This window comes from Cupriavidus lacunae, from assembly GCF_003353055.1.
Classification (GTDB): Bacteria; Pseudomonadota; Gammaproteobacteria; order Burkholderiales; family Burkholderiaceae; genus Cupriavidus; species Cupriavidus lacunae.
This window is the reverse complement of sequence record NZ_QKWJ01000042.1, coordinates 42,867-60,471: the sequence shown is the minus strand read 5'-3', so window position 1 is coordinate 60,471 and position 17,605 is coordinate 42,867. Positions and strand designations below refer to the sequence as shown.

The following is a 17,605-nucleotide window of genomic DNA, read 5'->3' as shown; positions in this document are numbered from 1 at the left end:
CCCCCACCACCAAATTGATGGCCAGCCGCCAGAGGCGACGCGTTTTTTGGTTACTTTTTGTCGCTCGGACAAAAAGTGACCCGCCCAGCAGGGCGGAACCAGGCGGTTAAACCTACGACAACATGGAACCCGACCGCGCCACTACACCCCCACCCGCTCCCCCCGCGCCTGCCGCCGCAGACTCTCCGTAGTCTCACCGCCCCCATCCGGCGCCCAGCCCGGCGGCATGATCAGGTAACCGATCGCATTAGCAACGCTGCCAGCGTTTGCCACGTCGCGCAGCAGACCGACCCAGTGCTCAAACTGATTGACCAGCGGGTTATGCGTAGTCGTCGGCTTGACCAGCCCATAGCGGCACGGCTCGTCAGCGCGTTCCTCAATATAAGTCCCGAACAGCCGATCAAAGATGATCAGCACCCCGCCATAGTTGGCATCCAGGTAGTCCACGTTCGAAGCATGGTGCACCCGATGCGCCGACGGCGTGTTGAACACATATTCGAACCATCCCAGCTTCGGAATCCATGTGGTGTGCAGCCAGAACTGATACAGCAGGTTCAGGCTCAGCGCGGCCAGCACCACTTCAGGACGAACCCCGAGCCAGACCAGCGGTGCGAAGAAGATCGCCGTGCCGGTGATCTTGCCGGTCCAGCCCAGGCGATACGCCGTCCCCAGCGTCAGTTCATTGGGTGAGTGGTGCACAGCATGCGTGGCCCAGAAGAAGCGGATGCGATGCGACGCGCGGTGGTACCAGTAGTAGCAGAACTCCTGCCCCACGAAGAGCAGCAGCACGGCCAGCGCACTGTTGATCTCCACCGTGAAGATGCGGTGCTGCCAGGCAAACGAGAACACCGGCGTGGCCAGCGACAGCGGCAGCAGCGCGAACAGCTTGCGTCCGACGAGGTCCGCCAGCGACATCCCGATTTCATGCCAGGGGTAGGCCTTGCCTTGCTGGCGGGCCTTGTGCGCCAGCACGAATGCCTCGACCAGTGAGACCGTCACGACGAAGGCCGTGATGTAGAGCGTGAATCTTCCAAGGTTGTGCATGATCCATCCAGTGCGGTGAGTTGAGACGCCTGCCTTGCGGAACGGTCCGTCGCTGCGTCGGTGAGGCAAATGTAGTGGGCGGCCGCGGCGATCGCCATGCGAGAAATATGTCGCCGGATGTCATGGCTGTCGGCGTGGTGCCATGTAACACGGCGACATTTTTCCGAGCGCGAAAAACGCAGGCGCCTTGCCTATAGTTCGTCCCGTCGCCGCGCCGCAGTGCGTGGCCCGAACCGAACCTGAAGGATCTGCGATGACATACCGCCTTGGACAAACCTCCCGCCTGCCACGCCTGCTCGGCTTCGCCGCCGGCACGCTGGTGATCCTGGTCAGCACCCCGGCCTTTGCCGCCTGGGGCGGCCACGGCACGGCCTATACGCCGCGTGGCGTCTACAACAGTGCGCACGCCGGTGCCTGCGGAGGCGGCAGTTGCTCGCACGCCGGCGGCGTGGTGGGCCCATATGGCGGCCTGGCGACCAACACCGGCACCGTGACGCGCAATGCGCCAGGGCAGTTCTCGAACGCCGGCACTGCCACCGGACCGAATGGCCGCTCCGTACAGCACGATGGCAGCACCAACTGCGCCGGGGGTACCTGCTCGCATACCGGCGACCTGACCGGCCCCAACGGCCAGAGCGCCACCACGGCGGGCAGCGTGACGCGTGAAGGCGCCGGCCAGTATTCGTCCTCAGGCACCATTACTGGCGCAAATGGCAATACGGTGGGCCATGCGGCGTCGACGAGCTGCGCGGGTGCGACCTGCTACCGCTCCGGCACGGTGACCGGTACGCAGGGCGGTACCGTCACCCATGCGGGCAGCGCGACCCAGGTCGCCCCTGGCGTAGTCACCACTGGTGGCGGTGCCACCGTGGTCCACGGCACCACGGTGGCGACCGGTGGCAGCGTGACGGCAGTCGGCGCGACGGTGGCAGTCAGCACGCCGCCGGTGGTGGTGACGCTGCCGCCCCCGCCGCCTGCGGCGATCTACGTCCCGCCCGCGCCGCCGGCCACCGTCTACGTTCCGCCGCCGGCCAAGGTCGTGGTCGCCGCCGCGCCGCTGCCGGCCGTGGTGGTGCGGGCCGCGCCGGTGCCGCGCACGGTCTATGTCGCACCCCGCGCGGTCTACGTCGCCCGCCCGGTCAGGGCGGCGGTGCTGGTACCGGGACACTGGGCCGGTGCCGTCTGGGTTCCCGCCCACGTTGCCTGAGCCCGCCCGGTTTCATTTCCCCCGCCGGCAAGGCCGGCTACCACGGAGTCCATCATGAAGAAGATGATTGCAGTGCTTATCTTGTGTATTGTTTCAGCAGGTGCCGCGGCACAAAGTGCCGGGCTGCCGTCAGCCGCCGGCCCGCGCGTGGAGCGTGCGTTGCAGCAGGTGCAGACGCGCTTTGCCAGCGCCAACACCACGCGCGACGGCAAGCTGACCCGCGAGCAGGCCGCGGCAGGCATGCCGATGGTTGCCAGCCACTTCGACCAGATCGATACGCAGCGCGCGGGCTACGTGACGCTGCCGCAGATCGAGGCATTCATGAGGCAGCAGATGATGTCGCGCTGAGGGCCGGCAACCAGCGCCGGCGCCGGAGACCCGCCATGGAACAGCTGAACAGGATCGTGGTGCTCGACGACGAGGCCGAGTTGCGCAACATGCTGCAACGGTTCCTGACCGGGCATGGCTTCCGCGTGCGCGCGGTGGCCGATGGCAAGCAGCTGGACAAATACCTGCAGCGCGAGCCCTACGACCTGCTGGTGCTAGACCTGATGATGGAGCCGGAGGACGGCCTCACCATCTGCGCGCGCCTGCGCGCCGAGGGCCACACCTTGCCGATCCTGATGCTGACCGCCAGGGGCGATCCGGTCGACCGCGTCGCGGGGCTGGAGACCGGCGCCGACGACTACCTGGCCAAGCCCTTCGTGCCAGACGAACTGGTGGCGCGCATCCGCGCGCTGCTGCGCCGCCAGAAGATGGCCGCGGGCGATCCGACCGTCACCACGCAGACGCTGCGCTTTGGCGACTTCACCTTCGATGTCGGCAAGCAGGCGCTGATGCGCGCCGGCGAGCCCGTCGAAGTCCACTCCGCGCAGATGCTCCTGCTGCATGCGCTGGGATCGTCGCCGAACCGCGCCGTCAGCCGCGAGAACCTGCTGGCCCGCGCGCGCGGGCGCGACCATGATGCGCTTGACCGCAGCATCGACGTGCAGATCCTGCGCCTGCGCCAGATCCTGGAAGCGGATCCGTCCAGGCCGCGCTTTATCAAGACCGTGTGGGGCGTCGGCTACATGCTGGTGGCCGGCGTCGAATCGTGATGCGGCTGCTGCCCCGCTCGCTGCTGGCGCGCAATATCGCGCTGCTGGTAGCGCTGGTGGCGGTCACCCAGGCGTGTTCGCTGAGCGTGCTGCTGCATTTCGTGCAGCGCCCGCGCATCGAGCGTGCCGCCGTCGTTTTCTCGGATTATGTGAAGACGCTCGACGGCGTGCTCGCCGCCATGCCGGAAGCGGCCGGCGCCGCCGCGGCCCAGCGCCTCGGTGCGCAACGGCAAGACCCGGCCCGCGCCGCGGCCGCGCCGGCACCCGATGCGCTGCACCTCATGCGCACTTGGCAGCGCGACGTCTTCCTGGAGGCCCTGCAACGCCGGCTGCCGGATACGCCGGTGCGATGGGAGAGCGGCAATGGCGAGCGGCTGTGGATTCGCCTGCACGTGGCCGGCTCGCCGCACTGGATCGCCTTGCCGATGAGCGAGGACGCGCGCGCCGGCGGCATCGGCACCGCACTGGCGCTGTCCCTGGCGCTGGCACTGCTGGCGGCACTGACCGGCTACCTGATCCAGTTGCACCTGAACCGCCCGCTGCAGGACCTGGCGCAGGCGGCGCGACAGATCTGCGCCGGCGAGACGCCGCCGCCGCTGCCCACCGACGGGCCCACCGAGATTGCCCAGGTCGGCAGCGCCTTCAACCAGATGACACAGGCGCTGCAGCAGGCCGAGCAGACCCGGGCGCTGATGCTGGCGGGCGTCTCGCACGATATCCGCACGCCGCTGACCAAGCTGCGCCTGGCCATGGCGATGGCGATCCCGCGCGGCGCCGACGACGCCTTCGTGGCGTCTGCCGAAGGCTACCTCGACCATATCGAGACCATCCTGCAGCAGTTCATGGATTATGCCGGCAGCGGCGAGAAAGAACTGCCGCAGCCCGGCGACCTCAATGCGCTGGTCGGGCAACTGGCGTCCGACTTCGCCGGCCTCGGCCATGAGTTCGTGCTGTCATTGGGCGAATTGCCGCAGGTGCCGTTCCGCCCGGTCAGCCTGATGCGGCTGCTGATGAACCTGATGCAAAACGCTGTCGTCTACGGCAAGTCCGGCTTCAGCGTGCGCACCTGGCGCGACGCCGCGTGCGCCTATGTGGCCGTGGGCGACCGCGGCACGGGCATCGCCGCGCAGGAACTGGAGCAGCTCAAGGCCCCCTTCAGCCGCGGCGCCAACGCGCGCGGCCATGCGGGCGGCACTGGCCTGGGGCTGGCCATCGTCGAGCGCATCGCACGCCTGCATGGCGGCTCGCTGCAGTTCCGCGCGCGCGATGGCGGCGGGCTGGAAGCGGTGGTGGCGCTGCCGCTGCAGGCACCCGCCGCGTAGCGGACGGCACGGCACCGCGCCGTGACATCGCGCGAAATATTTCCCACATGGTATTGCCCCCCGGCATTTCCAATACTTCGGTCACTGCGATGCAGCGCACGGCAACAGCGAAGCGCGGCACGCAATGACGGGCTCCCCGATGGTTTGCGATCTTGCTGGTCGAACGATTGTCGGTGACAGCTTCCCCCGACGACTGACGGCACTGACGTGCCAATGAAGGACCCGACATGCGCAACACCATCCAGGCCATCGCCGGCCAGACCAGGCGCCTGGCCCTCGCTGCCCTTGCCGCCACCGCGATGCTGAGCGCCGGCTGCGCCAGCGCCGGCGTGACCGGCCTCGACCAGACCGGACTGCTGCAGCCGGTGCACGCCGACGTCATCTACGTGCGCGCCTTCGACGCCAGCGCCGGGCAGGTGAAGCAGGACGGCGGCCTGGCGCGGAAGGTGAAGCTGATGGTGGCGGGCGGCTTCCCGGCCAGCGCGACAGCGCAGTTGGCCTCCGAAGCCCGCGAGCAGGTTGCCAACGAGATCGTGCGCGCGCTGCAGGCCAAGGGCCTGCATGCCGTGCGTTCCGACGCTCCGGTGCCGGCGGGTGCCAATGCGCTGGTCGTCGACGGCGACTTCAGCAAGATCGATGCAGGCACCGCCCGCCGCCGCCTGCTGATCGGGCTGGGGGCCGGCAAGAGCGAGGTAAGCGCTGCGGTGCGGATCACGTACCAGCCGGCAACTGGCGCGCCGGTGCCGCTGCAGAGCTTTGTGGCGGATGCCGACAGCGGGCATATGCCGGGCGTGGCGGAAACCGGCGGCGTCGGCGCCGCGGCAGGCCACCTGGCGATGGCTGCCGGTACCGGGGCGGGCCTGCACGGTGTGTCCGAAGTCAAGCATGACTCGGTCTATGCCGATGCCACCCGCCTGGGCAACACCATTGCCACCCAGGTCATCGCGGCCAGTACGGAGGAGGGGTGGCTGACGGGTGCTGCCGCGATCTGATGCGAGCTGCCCGGGTGCAGATCCTGTCGGCGACGCGCCTTGCGTGCATGGCTTCAGGTGGCGCCCAGCCGGTCGCGCGTGCGCCTTGCCACATTCGCCGTCCACGGAAACGCGGTCCAGTACTGTTCGATGAACCGTTCGATCTCGCCGCGCTGCTGCAACGACATGCCGATCATGTCCAGCCCCTCGATAAACATGCGGCGATGCCGTGCCGACAGTTCGAAGTTGTGGTCGCCCGAAGGGGTGCGCACGCGCATCGCCTCGACATCAATGCTGATGGTGTTGCCGCTGTCCGCATCCACGTCGTTCATCAGCTGCTCGATCACCTCGCGCGGCAGCATCACCAGCAGCAGCCGGTTGTTCATCGCGTTCGAAGAGAAGATCTCGCCGAAGCTCGGTGCAATCACGGCGCGGATGCCGAATTGCTGCAGGCCCCAGACCGCGTGCTCGCGGCTGGAGCCGCAGCCGAAGTTGGCGCCGCCCACCAGGATGCTGGTGCTCGCGTACTCGGGCCGGTTCAGCACGAAGCCAGGGCGCGGCGCGCCCGTCGCATCGAAGCGGTGGTCATAGAGAATGCCATCGGCCAGCCCGGCCTTGTCGATCCCGCGCAGGAACTGCTTGGGAATGATCTGGTCGGTATCGAGGTTCTCGAAGCGGATGGCGGCGCCTTTGCCGGCGATGCAGGTGTGGTCAGGCATGGGTGATCTCCAGCTTGCGGACGTCGGTGATGACGCCGGTGACGGCCGCGGCGGCGGCCATGGCCGGGCTCATCAGGTGGGTGATGGCACCGCGTCCCTGCCGGCCCTCGAAATTGCGGTTGGTGGTGGAAGCGCAGCGCACGCCGTCGGCGAGCACGTCGTCGTTCATGGCCAGGCACATCGAGCAGCCCGGTTGCCGCCACTCGAAGCCGGCGGCTGTGAGGACGTCGGCCAGGCCTTCGCGCTCGGCCTGCGCCTTGACCGCGCCCGACCCGGGCACCACCATGGCCCGGACCCCCGCGGCCACCTTGCGGCCATGCACCACGCTGGCCACTGCGCGCAGGTCTTCGATGCGGCCGTTGGTACACGAGCCGATGAAGACGTGCTGGATCGGCGTGCCGGCCAGCGCGGTGCCCGGCTGCAGGTGCGTGTACGCCAGCGCGCGCTCGACCGAGCGCTGCTCGGCCTCGTCGATCTGGTCTTCCGGGAACGGGATCTGTCCGGAAACCGGCAGCACCTGGTCCGGGCTGGTGCCCCAGGTGACGTAGGGCTCGATGTCGCTGGCATCGAAGGCGAAGTCCATGTCGAACACGGCGTCCGCATCGCTTTGCAGCGTGGCCCAGTAGCTGAGCGCGGCGTCGCGCTGCGGGCCTTCGATATCCACGGCGCGGCGCAGCACATAGTCGGTGGCGACCGCATCCGGCGCGATCAGCGCGCCGCGCGCGGCGGCTTCCACGGTCATATTGCACAGCGTGAAGCGGGCTTCGACGCTCAGGTCGCGGATCGCCGATCCGCAGTACTCCACGACATAGCCGCGCGCACCTTGCGCGCCGATTGCACCGATGATCCTGAGGATCAGGTCCTTCGCGGTCGTGCCGGCGGGCAGCTTGCCGTCGACGCGGATGCGCATGGTCCTGGCCATCCGGTAGACCAGCGTCTGGGTCGCCAGCACATGCTCGACTTCGGACGTGCCGATGCCGAAGCCCAGCGCGCCGAGCGCGCCGTAGGTGGTGGTATGGCTGTCGCCGCAGATCACCACCATGCCCGGCCGGATCATGCCGTGCTCGGGCGCGATCACGTGCTCGATGCCCTGCAGCGCATCGTTGGTGTCGAACAGCGGGATCGCGTGCCGCTCGCAGTTGCGGCGCAGGTTGGTGGCCTGCAGCGCCGAGGCCGGGTCGGCGATCACGCGGATCGCGGTGGGGTGCGTCGGGATGATATGGCTGACCACCGAGACGTTCTGACCGGGCGCCAGCACGCCGCGATCCTGTTCATGCAGCCCGGAGAAGGCCTGCGGGCTGGTGTACTCGTTCATCAGGTGCAGGTCGCAGTACAACAGCACGTTGTCGTCGTCGATCCTGGCCACGGTATGGGAGTCGACCAGCTTCTGGTATAGCGTCTTGGGGGTCATGGCAACTGCCTTGTGTGTCGTCATTCCGCGGTGATGCCGCGCTGCTTGATCAGGTTGGCCCACATGGGCATCTCTTTTTCCAGGCGCTGGCGCGCGGCCTCGGGCGTGGTCGGGGTGGGCTCGAAGCCTTCCTTGAGCATGCGCTCACGGGTTACCTGCGCGGCCAGCGTGGTGTTCAGGGCGGCGTTCAGCTTGTCGATCACGGGCCTGGGCGTGCCGGCCGGGGCAAACACCATGAACCAGGTCTCGAAGGCATAGCCGGGCAACCCCGCCTCGGCGGCGGTCGGCACATTCGGCAACTGCGGCGAGCGCCTGGTGCCGGTGACGGCGAGCGCCCTGAGCTTGCCGCCCTGGACATGCTGCTGCGCGGCCGAGACCACCGGGAAGCTCATGTCGACCTGGCCCGCGATGGTGTCGACCAGGGCCGGGCCGCCGCCGCGGTACGGCACGTGGACGATGGAGACGTTGGCCACCGACTTGAACAGTTCGGCCGACATATGGAAGGTGCTGCCGTTGCCCGCGGACCCGTAGGTCAGCTTGCCCGGCGTGGCCTTGGCCGCCGCGATCAGTTCCTGCAGGTTTTTGGCGGGTACGTTGTTGTTGACCACCAGCACGTGCTGCGAGCTGGCGACCATGCCGATCGGGGCGAGGTCCTTCAGCGTGTCATAGGGCATGCGCGGGAACAGGCCCGGGTTGATCGCCAGGGACACCGTTTGCAGGCCAATCGTGTACCCATCGGCGGCCGCCTTGGCCACGGCATCGACGCCGATATTGCCGCCGGCGCCGGCCCGGTTCTCGACCACGATGGTGCCGCCCAGGCTCTTCGACCAGGCATCCGAGACCAGGCGCGCGGCAATATCGGCGCTGCCGCCTGGGGCGTACGGCACGATCAGGCGCACCGGGCGCTGGGGATAGGACTGGGCTGCGGCCGTGCCGATCGACGCGGCACAGAGCAGGAGGGCGGTGAGGCGGGCAACGTTCATGGGTGTCTCCTGGTTTATGAATCGTTATGCAAACCATCGTATCATTCACCCAGAAGCACATAATTCAAACTCAGTTACTTCTTTGTTTCCTGGTATTCATGAATGGATAACCTCTCGGACGTCGCCTTCTTCGCGTGCATCAACAAGCACGGCAGCCTGGCGGGCGCCGCACAGGAACTTGGCGTGACGCCGCCCGCAGTCAGCAAGCGGCTTGCCGGACTGGAGGCCCGCCTGCGCGTGCGCCTCCTGCACCGGACCACGCGGCGCATCGGCCTGACGCCGGAGGGCGAAAGCTACCTGGTGGAAGGGGCGCGGATCCTTGCGGAGATGGAGGCGCTGGAGCGCGCCATCGCGGGCACCGGCAGCACGCCGCACGGCTTGCTGAAGATCGGCGCCACGCTGGGGTTCGGGCGCCGGCATATCGCGCCGGCGCTGTCCGGGTTCTCGCGCCGCTTTCCGAATATCGAGGTCCAGCTGTACCTGACCGACCGCCCTCTGAACCTGGTCGAGCAGGGCCTGGACGCCATGATCCATTTCGGCGAGATGCCGGACGTGCGGCTGACGGCGCGCCTGCTGGCCAACAACCGCCGCCTGCTCTGCGCCGCGCCGTCCTATCTGGAAGCGAGGGGCGAGCCGTCAAGCCCGCGCGAGCTGGCGCGCCACAACTGCATCTTCATCCGCGAAGCCGATGAGACCTTCGGCACCTGGCACCTGCGCCATGGTGCGCAGCAGGAGACCGTCAAGGTCCGCGGCACCATGAGTACCAATGACGGGGAATCGGCGCTGGCCTGGGCGCTGGATGGCCAGGGCCTGATCGTGCGCTCTGAGTGGGATGTCGCGGAGCATCTGCGCAGCGGCGCCCTGCGCCGGGTGCTGCCCCAATGGCAGTTCACGCCCGCGGATATCCACCTGGTGTTCCCGGCGCGCAACCATCGTCCGGACAAGGTGCGGGCGCTGGTGGACTTCCTGCTGGACCACTTTGCCAGCCACCGTGCCTCCGGGGCGGGCAGTGCGGACAAGTGCTGGTAGCCAGTCTGGCGCGGTACGGGGCCGCGCCACCCGATATTGGGGGGCGATTCCGGCGCCACTAGCGTCCATCATGGCTGTCAATACCAGAAGCCCGATGGAAACCCGCATGGAAACAGCCCCCACGCCCCAACACGGACGCACGCTGCGTCACACCCGCCAGATCGAATGCCGTGGCTATCTGCGCGACGATGGCCTGTACGATATCGAGGCGGAAATGCGCGACATTTCCGCCGATGCCACGGAAATGCCCTTTGCCCGCGTGGCAGCCGGTGGTGCTATCCACCATATGCGCCTGTGCATGACGATCGACACGGACCTGGTGATCCAGGACTTCGAGGCCCGCACCGAGACCGGGCCGACGCCGTTCTGCACGGAGATCAACGCCGCCTATCGCCAGCTACGGGGCCTGCGCATCGGCGGCGGCTTCCGCCAGCAGGCCAGGGCGCGCCTGGGCGGGGCCAATGGCTGCACCCACCTGACGGAACTGCTGGGGCCCCTGGCGACCACGGCGATGCAGACTGTCATGTCGGTGCAGCGCGACCAGTCGCCGTGGCATGCCAAGCTGGCCGGAGAGGCACCGTTACCCAGGCCCTGGATCCTTGACACCTGCCACGCCTATCGCATCGACGGCGATGGGGCCAAGGTCATCTGGCCGCTGCATCGCCGCGCAGGCAGTTGAGCGCGCAATGTCGCCGCGCACCGCATCGAAGGGTGGGTGCGTGTCGGGGCAGCGCTCCAGGATGCGCACGATATGCAGGCAGAAGCGGGTTTCAATTCAGGCGTTGCGTTCTCCTTGTGGTCGGCGTGCGTGGCTCAGCGGCTGCGCACGAGTTGCCAGGCGCGGCCGAGATAGCCGAGCGAGGCAAAGCCGCTCCACACATGGACCAGCCGCGTGAACGGGAAGATGGCGAACAGCGTGATGCCCATGATCAGGTGCGCCTTGAACAGCAGCGGTGCATCCGCGACATGGCTGGCGGCGTCCCCGCGCAGCGTGACGATATGCTGCGCCCAGGTCATCAGCTGCACCATCATGTGGCCATCCATGTGGCCGGCCGATTCGAAGATGGTGGACAGGCCCAGCAGCAATGTCACCAGCAGCCACAGCAGCAGCACCTTGTCGCCGGTGCGAGTCACCGCCGACACGCGCGCATTGGTCAGCCGGCGGTGCAGCAGGATCAGCAGCCCGGCCAGGCACATGGTGCCCATCACGCCACCGGCGGTCATCGCCACGCCCTGCTTGAAGCCGTGCGAGACGCCCAGCGCATCCCATACCGCCACCGGCGTCAGCAGGCCGGCCAGGTGCCCGAAGAACAGGCCCAGGATGCCGACATGGAAGAGGATGTTGCCGGTGCGCAGGTTACCGCGGTACAGCACCTGCGGGCTGTCGCTCTTCCAGGTGTACTGCTCGCGCTCGAAGCGCGCCAGGCTGCCGAACAGGAAGATGGCGGCAGCGATATACGGGTAGATGCCGAAGAGGAATTGGTGGATCGTTGCCATGGTGTTTGCTCTGTAGCTGCCGTTGAGGCAGGTTCGGTCGTCTCAATTGCCAACTGCGTTCCCCTCTCCCCTCAGCGGGAGAGGGGTAGGGGAGAGGGGTGGTTTAAGCACCGGCGCTTCATGGAAACTCCCGCCCTCTCCCCCGCCCCTCTCCCGCAAGCGGGAGAGGGGGGAACACCGCCAGTCCGCATGGGGTCAGCAGGCAGCCGGAACTTGTGCCTTGACACGTGAATCGCGCGGATAGAACTTCACCGCCTGCGGACCCGTCTGCGGCGCCAGCAGCGGTTCCACGCCGTCGGCCCCCGGCCCGAAGGTTTCCAGTGCCTCGTCCATGTCGCGCACCGGCGGCTCCTGCTGCGGTTGCGGCTGCACGTCGGTCAGCATGCGCAGCACCGCGAACACGCCGGCGTAGGGGCTTTGATTGCGCGCCAGGCGCTCGCCGATGGCGGCCAGCACGTGGATCGCCTCGCCCAGCAACTGCTCGGCACGCGCTTCCTTGCCGTCGGCCACCAGCGCGCCGAGGAACTCCAGGAACAGCGGCACGTAGTCGGGCAGCTCCGAGGCCCCCGGTTCAAAGCCTTCGCGCCGGTACTCGTCGATCAGGTCGACCATGGCCTGGCCGCGGTCGCGGCTTTCGCCGTGCACATGCTCGAACAGGTGCAGCGAGTGCGCCGGGTTGCGGTCGAAGGTGGCAACGTAGTTCTCCTGCAGCGCGATCAGCGCTTCGCTGTGCAACAGGCCTGTGACGGGCGCGAGCAGGTCGCGCGCCTGCGGCCATTCGGCCAGCGCGGCGTCGATCTCGGGCAGGGCGTCCAGCAGATCCTGCCCGGGATAGCCGAGCAGGGCACTGAGGATGGGGTAGAGGGGCATGTTCTTCTCCGGACGGTTCATGGATGCGGGCTCAGCGCATCACGGCTTTCTTGCGCGACTTGGGCATGTCGACGAAATGCACGCTGCCCTGCGGCTTCTTGCCGAACAGCGCGCCCTCCGAGGTGCCGCCCGAGCAGCCGTTGCCGAAGGTGAAGCCGCAACTGGCCTTGTCGTTGAAGCTGTCCTCGACCATCTCCTTGTGCGAGGACGGGATCACGAAGCGGTCCTCGTAGTTGGCGATGGCCATGGTTTGGTACATGTCCTCGACCTGTTCCGGCGTCAGTCCCACCTGCTGCAGCACGCCCAGGTCCTGCACGCCGTCGACCACCTGCGAGCGCTTGTACGCGCGCATCGCCAGCATGCGGTCCAGCGCCGACAGCACCGGCATCACGTCGCCCGCGGTCAGCAGGTTGGCCAGGTACCTGACCGGGATGCGCAGGCTCTTCACGTCGGGGATCACGCCGTTCAGGCCCATGTGGCCGGCCTCAGCCGCCGACTGGATCGGCGACAGCGGCGGGATGTACCAGACCATCGGCAGGGTGCGGTACTCCGGGTGCAGCGGAAAGGCAACCTTCCACTCGCACGCCATCTTGTAGACCGGCGACTTGCGCGCGGCATCGAGCCAGCTTTGCGCAATGCCCTGGCGCAGCGCCTCGGCCTGCACCGCGAGATCGTGCGGATCCAGGAAGACGTCGAGCTGCGACTGGTACAGGTCGCGCTCATCGGCCACCGACGCGGCCTGCCCGATGCGGTCCGCGTCGTACAGCATCACGCCCAGGTAGCGGATGCGCCCGACGCAGGTCTCGGCGCAGACCGTGGGCTGGCCGGCCTCGATGCGCGGATAGCAGAACAGGCATTTCTCGGCCTTGCCGCTCTGCCAGTTGAAGTAGATCTTCTTATACGGGCAGCCAGAGATGCACATGCGCCAGCCGCGGCACTTGTCCTGGTCCACCAGCACGATGCCGTCTTCCTCTCGCTTGTAGATCGAGCCCGACGGGCACGAGGCCACGCAGGCCGGGTTCAGGCAGTGCTCGCACAGGCGCGGCAGGTACATCATGAAGGTGTTCTCGAAGGTCGAGTACATCTCCTTCTGCACGTCGTCGAAGAGCTTGTCGCGCCCGCGCGAGCTGAACTCGCCGCCGAGGTCGTCTTCCCAGTTCGGGCCCCATTCGATCTTTTCCATCTTGCGGCCGGTCAGCACGGACACGGGGCGCGCGGTGGGCGGGGTCTGGACCAGCGGCGCCTTCTGCAGGTGTTCGTAGTCGTAGGTGAAGGGTTCGTAGTACTCGTCGATGGCCGGCAGGTTGGGGTTGGCGAACAGGTTCGCCAGGATCTTCAGCTTGCCGCCCTGGCGCGGTGCCAGGCTGCCGTCGGCGTTGCGCTGCCAGCCGCCCTGCCACTTGTCCTGGTTCTCCCATTCCTTGGGGTAGCCGATGCCGGGCTTGGTCTCGACGTTGTTGAACCAGGCGTACTCGACGCCGTCGCGGCTGGTCCAGACGTTCTTACAGGTCACGGAGCAGGTATGGCAGCCGATGCACTTGTCGAGGTTCAGCACCATGGCCACCTGGGCACGGATCTTCATTGCGGGGCTCCTTCCTTCACCGACTTTTCCACGAGCGGCCCTTCCAGCCAGTCGACCTTCTTCATCTTGCGCAGGATCACGAACTCGTCGCGGTTGCTGCCCACGGTGCCGTAGTAGTTGAAGCCCCAGGCCAGCTGCGCATAGCCGCCGATCATGTGGGTGGGCTTGGTCACGGCGCGCGTGACCGAGTTATGGATGCCGCCGCGCATGCCGCTGGTCTCGGCGCCGGGCACGTTCACAATCTTTTCCTGGGCGTGGTACATCAGGCACATGCCCCTGGGCACGCGCTGCGACACCACCACGCGGGCGGTCAGCGTGCCGTTGACGTTGAACACCTCGACCCAGTCGTTGTCGCCGATGTCGTTGGCGCGGGCCTCGGCTTCGGAGATCCACACGTGCGGCCCGCCGCGCGACAGCGTCAGCATGCGCAGGTTGTCCGAGTAGGTGGAGTGGATGCCCCACTTCTGGTGCGGCGTGATCCAGTTCAGCACCAGCTCAGGGTTGCCGTTGTGCTTCTTGCCCAGCATCGGCGCCACGGTCTTGGTGTCGATGGCGGGCTTGTACACGCACGCGCCTTCGCCGAAGTCCAGCATCCAGCGGTGGTCCTGCCAGAACTGCTGGCGCCCGGTCAGCGTGCGCCAGGGGATCAGCTCGTGCACATTGGTGTAGCCGGCGTTGTAGCTGACCTCTTCCGATTCCAGCCCCGACCACGTCGGCGCGGAGATGATCTTGCGCGGCTGCGCCTGCACGTCGCGGAAGCGGATCTTGTCGTGCTCGCGGCCCTCGGCCAGATGGGCGTGGTCGCGGCCGGTGATCTTCGACAGCGCTTCCCACGCCTTGACGGCGACGTGGCCGTTCGTTTCAGGCGCGAAGGTCAGGATCATCTCGGCGGCGTCGATGGCGGTCTCCAGCTTCGGCCGGCCCTGGCTCACGCCGGGCTCGGTGACGGTCTTGCTGAGCGCGCCGATCTCCTTCACTTCATGCTGAGTGTTCCAGTTGATGCCTTTGCCGCCGTTGCCGAGCTTGTCCAGCAGCGGCCCGATCGAGGTGAACTTCTTGTAGATGTCCGCGTAGTTGCGCTCCACCACGGTCATCGACGGCGCGGTCTTGCCGGGGATCAGGTCGCATTCGCCGGCCTTCCAGTCCTTGGGCTCGAACGGCTGGCCCAACTCGCCCGGGGTGTCGTGCAGCAGCGGCGTGCACACCAGGTCCTTGCGTGTGCCCAGGTAGGGGCCGGCAATCTCGCTGAACTTCTTCGCGATGGCCTTGTAGATTTCCCAGTCGGTCTTGCTTTCCCACAGCGGCTGCACGGCTTCGGACAGCGGGTGGATGAACGGGTGCATGTCGGACGTGTTGAGGTCGTCCTTCTCGTACCAGGTGGCGGTGGGCAACACGATGTCGCCGTACAGGCAGGTAGTGCTCATGCGGAAGTCCAGCACCGTCAGCAGGTCCAGCTTGCCTTCGGCGGCCGGGCGCACGTTGACCTCGCTCGGCGTGATCGCATCGTTCTCGTCGCCGAACACGGCGTTCTGCGTGCCCAGCAGGTACTTCAGGAAGTACTCATGCCCCTTGCCCGAGCTGCCCAGGATATTGGAGCGCCACACGAACATATTGCGCGGGAAGTTGGCAGGGTTGTCCGGGTCGTCGCAGGCGAACTGCAGCTTGCCGGACTTGAGCTGCTCCACGGTGTAGGCGACCGGGTCCTGCCCGTTGCGCTCGGCGGCATCGACCACGTCGAGCGGATTGGTGCCGAGCTGCGGTGCCGACGGCAGCCAGCCCATGCGTTCGGCGCGCGCGTTCAGGTCCAGCAGCGACAGGCCGTCGTAGCGCTTGCGGTCGGCGGTGGGCGACAGGATCTCGTCGACGCCAAGCTTTTCGTGGCGCCACTGGCTGGTGTGGTTGTAGAAGAATGAGGTGCCGTTCATCTGGCGCGGCGGGCGCGACCAGTCCAGGCCGAAGGCCAGCGGGGCCCAGCCGAACTGCGGGCGCAGCTTTTCCTGGCCGACATAGTGGGCCCAGCCGCCGCCGCTCCTGCCGACGCAGCCGCACATCATCAGCAGGTTGATGATGCCGCGGTAGATCATGTCGTTGTGGTACCAGTGGTTCAGCGCGGCGCCGACGATGACCATGCTCTTGCCCTGCGTGCGGTCGGCGTTGTCGGCGAACTCGCGCGCCACCTGGGTCACCAGGCGCGCCGGCACGGAGGTGTGCTTCTCCTGCCAGGTGGGAGTGTAGGGCACGTCGTCTTCAAACGACGCGGCCACGTTCGGGCCGCCCAGGCCCTGGTCGACACCGTAGTTGGCCATCTGCAGGTCATACACGGTGGCGACCAGCGCGGTGCTGCCGTCGGCCAACGGGATGCGGCGCGCGGGAACGCGGCGACGCAGCAGATCGTCGTGCTCGCCACCGAAGTAGGGGAAGCCCACTTCCACCACTTCATCATGCTGGCTGACCAGCGACAGGCGCGGATCGATGGTGCGCCCGCTGCCGCCGTCCTTCATTTCAAGGTTCCAGCGTCCCACCTTCTCGCCGTCATTGTGCGCGGCTTCACCCCAGCGGAAGCCGATCGAGCCATTGGGCGCGACGATCTCGCCGCTGGCGTCGTCGATCAGCAGGGTCTTCCACTCGGGATGGTTGGCTTCGCCGAGGTTGTCGGCCAGGTGCGAGGCGCGCAGGAAGTGGTCGGGCACCAGCGTGCCTTGATTGTCACGCAGCACCACCAGCATCGGCATGTCGGTGTACTGCTTCACGTAGTCGCGGAAGTACGCAGACTTGCCGCTGGCGTGGAATTCCTTCAGGACTACGTGGCCCATGGCCATCGCCAGCGCGGCATCGGTGCCTTGCTTCGGCGCCAGCCAGATATCGCCGAACTTGACCATCTCGCCGAAGTCGGACGAGACCGCCACGGTCTTGGTGCCCTTGTAGCGGACCTCGGTGTAGAAGTGCGCATCCGGTGTGCGGGTCTGCGGCACGTTGGAGCCCCACACCATCAGGTAGGTGGAGTTGTACCAGTCGGCCGATTCGGGCACGTCGGTCTGCTCGCCCCACACTTGCGGGCTGGCCGGCGGCAGGTCGCAGTACCAGTCATAGAACGACAGGCACGCGCCGCCCAGCAGGCTCAGGTAGCGCGCGCCGGCGGCATAAGACACCATCGACATGGCCGGGATCGGCGAGAAGCCGATCACGCGGTCGGGGCCGAACTTCTTCACGGTAAAGGCATTAGCCGCCGCGATCATCTCGGTCGCTGTGTTCCAGTCGGCGCGCACGAAGCCGCCCAGACCGCGCACGCTCTTGTAGCGGGCAGCCTTGACCGGGTCCTGGCTGATCGATTCCCAGGCGGCGACCGGGTCCATGGTCTTGCGGGCCTCGCGCCACATCTCCATCAGGCGGCCGCGGATCATCGGATACTTGACGCGCTGCGCCGAGTAGACATACCAGCTGTACGAAGCGCCGCGCGGGCAGCCGCGCGGCTCATGGTTGGGCAGGTCCGGGCGCGTGCGCGGATAGTCGGTCTGCTGGGTCTCCCACGTGATCAGGCCGTTCTTCACATAGACCTTCCACGAGCAGGAGCCGGTGCAGTTCACGCCATGGGTGGAGCGCACGACCTTGTCGTGCTGCCAGCGGCTGCGGTAGCCGTCTTCCCACTTGCGTTCTTCGTTCACCACCGCGCCGTGGCCGTCCGCATAGGTGGACTTGATGCGCGACATGAACTTCAGTCGATCCAGGAAATGACTCATTGCTTTGTTCTCCGCGGGTACTTTGCTGCGGGGGCTCCAGTGGTTCCGGGAGCTTTGCAGGGACACCCTCAGCTTATGGGGGAGGCGGGCGGTGGCCAATTCGCTGGTGGAACAGCCGCCCCATGGCGATCGGGCT

Annotated in this window: 15 protein-coding genes; 7 read left to right on the top strand and 8 right to left on the bottom strand. The window is 67.1% G+C overall.

Features of this window, described 5'->3' with window-relative positions; genetic code table 11:
* Positions 1–141: 141 nt before the first annotated feature.
* Positions 142–1,044 (bottom strand): sterol desaturase family protein, encoded by a 903-nt coding sequence (locus tag DN412_RS26460; RefSeq protein WP_115214296.1) that lies wholly within the window; start codon positions 1,042–1,044, stop codon positions 142–144.
* Positions 1,045–1,297: 253 nt separating this feature from the next.
* Here DN412_RS26460 and DN412_RS26455 point away from each other — a divergent pair, with 253 nt between their 5' ends.
* From DN412_RS26455 to DN412_RS26435, 5 genes are all read left to right on the top strand, one after another.
* Entirely contained in the window at positions 1,298–2,251 is a 954-nt protein-coding gene (locus DN412_RS26455; protein ID WP_115214295.1) for a hypothetical protein, read from the top strand.
* A gap of 54 nt (positions 2,252–2,305) precedes the next feature.
* Positions 2,306–2,599 carry an EF-hand domain-containing protein gene (locus DN412_RS26450; RefSeq protein WP_115214294.1) on the top strand — a complete coding sequence of 98 codons (294 nt, stop codon included), beginning with the start codon at positions 2,306–2,308 and terminating at the stop codon, positions 2,597–2,599.
* Between the two features lie 35 nt (positions 2,600–2,634).
* A complete protein-coding gene (locus DN412_RS26445) occupies positions 2,635–3,348 on the top strand; it encodes a response regulator (protein WP_115214293.1) in 714 nt (237 codons plus the stop codon).
* On the top strand, positions 3,348–4,670 hold the full coding sequence (locus tag DN412_RS26440) for an ATP-binding protein (protein WP_115214292.1): 1,323 nt from the start codon (positions 3,348–3,350) through the stop codon (positions 4,668–4,670). Before DN412_RS26445 ends, DN412_RS26440 begins: the two co-directional genes overlap by 1 nt.
* A gap of 227 nt (positions 4,671–4,897) precedes the next feature.
* Positions 4,898–5,662 (top strand): DUF4410 domain-containing protein, encoded by a 765-nt coding sequence (locus DN412_RS26435; RefSeq protein WP_115214291.1) that lies wholly within the window; start codon positions 4,898–4,900, stop codon positions 5,660–5,662.
* 53 nt (positions 5,663–5,715) lie between these two features.
* Here DN412_RS26435 and leuD read toward each other — a convergent pair whose 3' ends face one another.
* Genes leuD through DN412_RS26420 form a run of 3 tightly spaced genes read right to left on the bottom strand, consistent with a single transcriptional unit; the run spans position 5,716 to position 8,754 of the window.
* On the bottom strand, positions 5,716–6,360 hold the full coding sequence (gene leuD, locus DN412_RS26430; protein ID WP_115214290.1) for a 3-isopropylmalate dehydratase small subunit: 645 nt from the start codon (positions 6,358–6,360) through the stop codon (positions 5,716–5,718).
* Positions 6,353–7,771: a 3-isopropylmalate dehydratase large subunit gene (gene leuC, locus DN412_RS26425; RefSeq protein ID WP_115214289.1), complete on the bottom strand. Its 1,419-nt coding sequence runs from the start codon at positions 7,769–7,771 to the stop codon at positions 6,353–6,355. The genes leuD and leuC overlap by 8 nt, the downstream gene beginning before the upstream one ends.
* Before the next feature lie 20 nt (positions 7,772–7,791).
* On the bottom strand, positions 7,792–8,754 hold the full coding sequence (locus tag DN412_RS26420; protein WP_115214288.1) for a tripartite tricarboxylate transporter substrate binding protein: 963 nt from the start codon (positions 8,752–8,754) through the stop codon (positions 7,792–7,794).
* A gap of 102 nt (positions 8,755–8,856) precedes the next feature.
* On the opposite strand from DN412_RS26420, the gene DN412_RS26415 reads away from it, so the two are divergent.
* Together DN412_RS26415 and DN412_RS26410 are read left to right on the top strand one after the other, a co-directional pair.
* Positions 8,857–9,783, top strand: coding sequence for a LysR family transcriptional regulator (locus DN412_RS26415; protein WP_115214287.1), 927 nt, complete (start codon positions 8,857–8,859; stop codon positions 9,781–9,783).
* A gap of 106 nt (positions 9,784–9,889) precedes the next feature.
* Entirely contained in the window at positions 9,890–10,462 is a 573-nt protein-coding gene (locus tag DN412_RS26410; RefSeq protein WP_115214286.1) for a DUF2889 domain-containing protein, read from the top strand.
* Positions 10,463–10,596: 134 nt separating this feature from the next.
* Here DN412_RS26410 and narI read toward each other — a convergent pair whose 3' ends face one another.
* From narI to DN412_RS26385, 4 genes are all read right to left on the bottom strand, one after another.
* Entirely contained in the window at positions 10,597–11,280 is a 684-nt protein-coding gene (gene narI / locus DN412_RS26400; RefSeq protein ID WP_115214285.1) for a respiratory nitrate reductase subunit gamma, read from the bottom strand.
* 195 nt (positions 11,281–11,475) lie between these two features.
* Complete coding sequence (gene narJ / locus DN412_RS26395; protein WP_115214284.1) at positions 11,476–12,150, bottom strand: nitrate reductase molybdenum cofactor assembly chaperone; 675 nt, start codon at positions 12,148–12,150, stop codon at positions 11,476–11,478.
* Between the two features lie 31 nt (positions 12,151–12,181).
* Positions 12,182–13,732: a nitrate reductase subunit beta gene (gene narH / locus DN412_RS26390; RefSeq protein ID WP_115214283.1), complete on the bottom strand. Its 1,551-nt coding sequence runs from the start codon at positions 13,730–13,732 to the stop codon at positions 12,182–12,184.
* Positions 13,729–17,469, bottom strand: coding sequence for a nitrate reductase subunit alpha (locus DN412_RS26385; RefSeq protein ID WP_115214282.1), 3,741 nt, complete (start codon positions 17,467–17,469; stop codon positions 13,729–13,731). Before DN412_RS26385 ends, narH begins: the two co-directional genes overlap by 4 nt.
* Between the last annotated feature and the right edge of the window lie 136 nt (positions 17,470–17,605).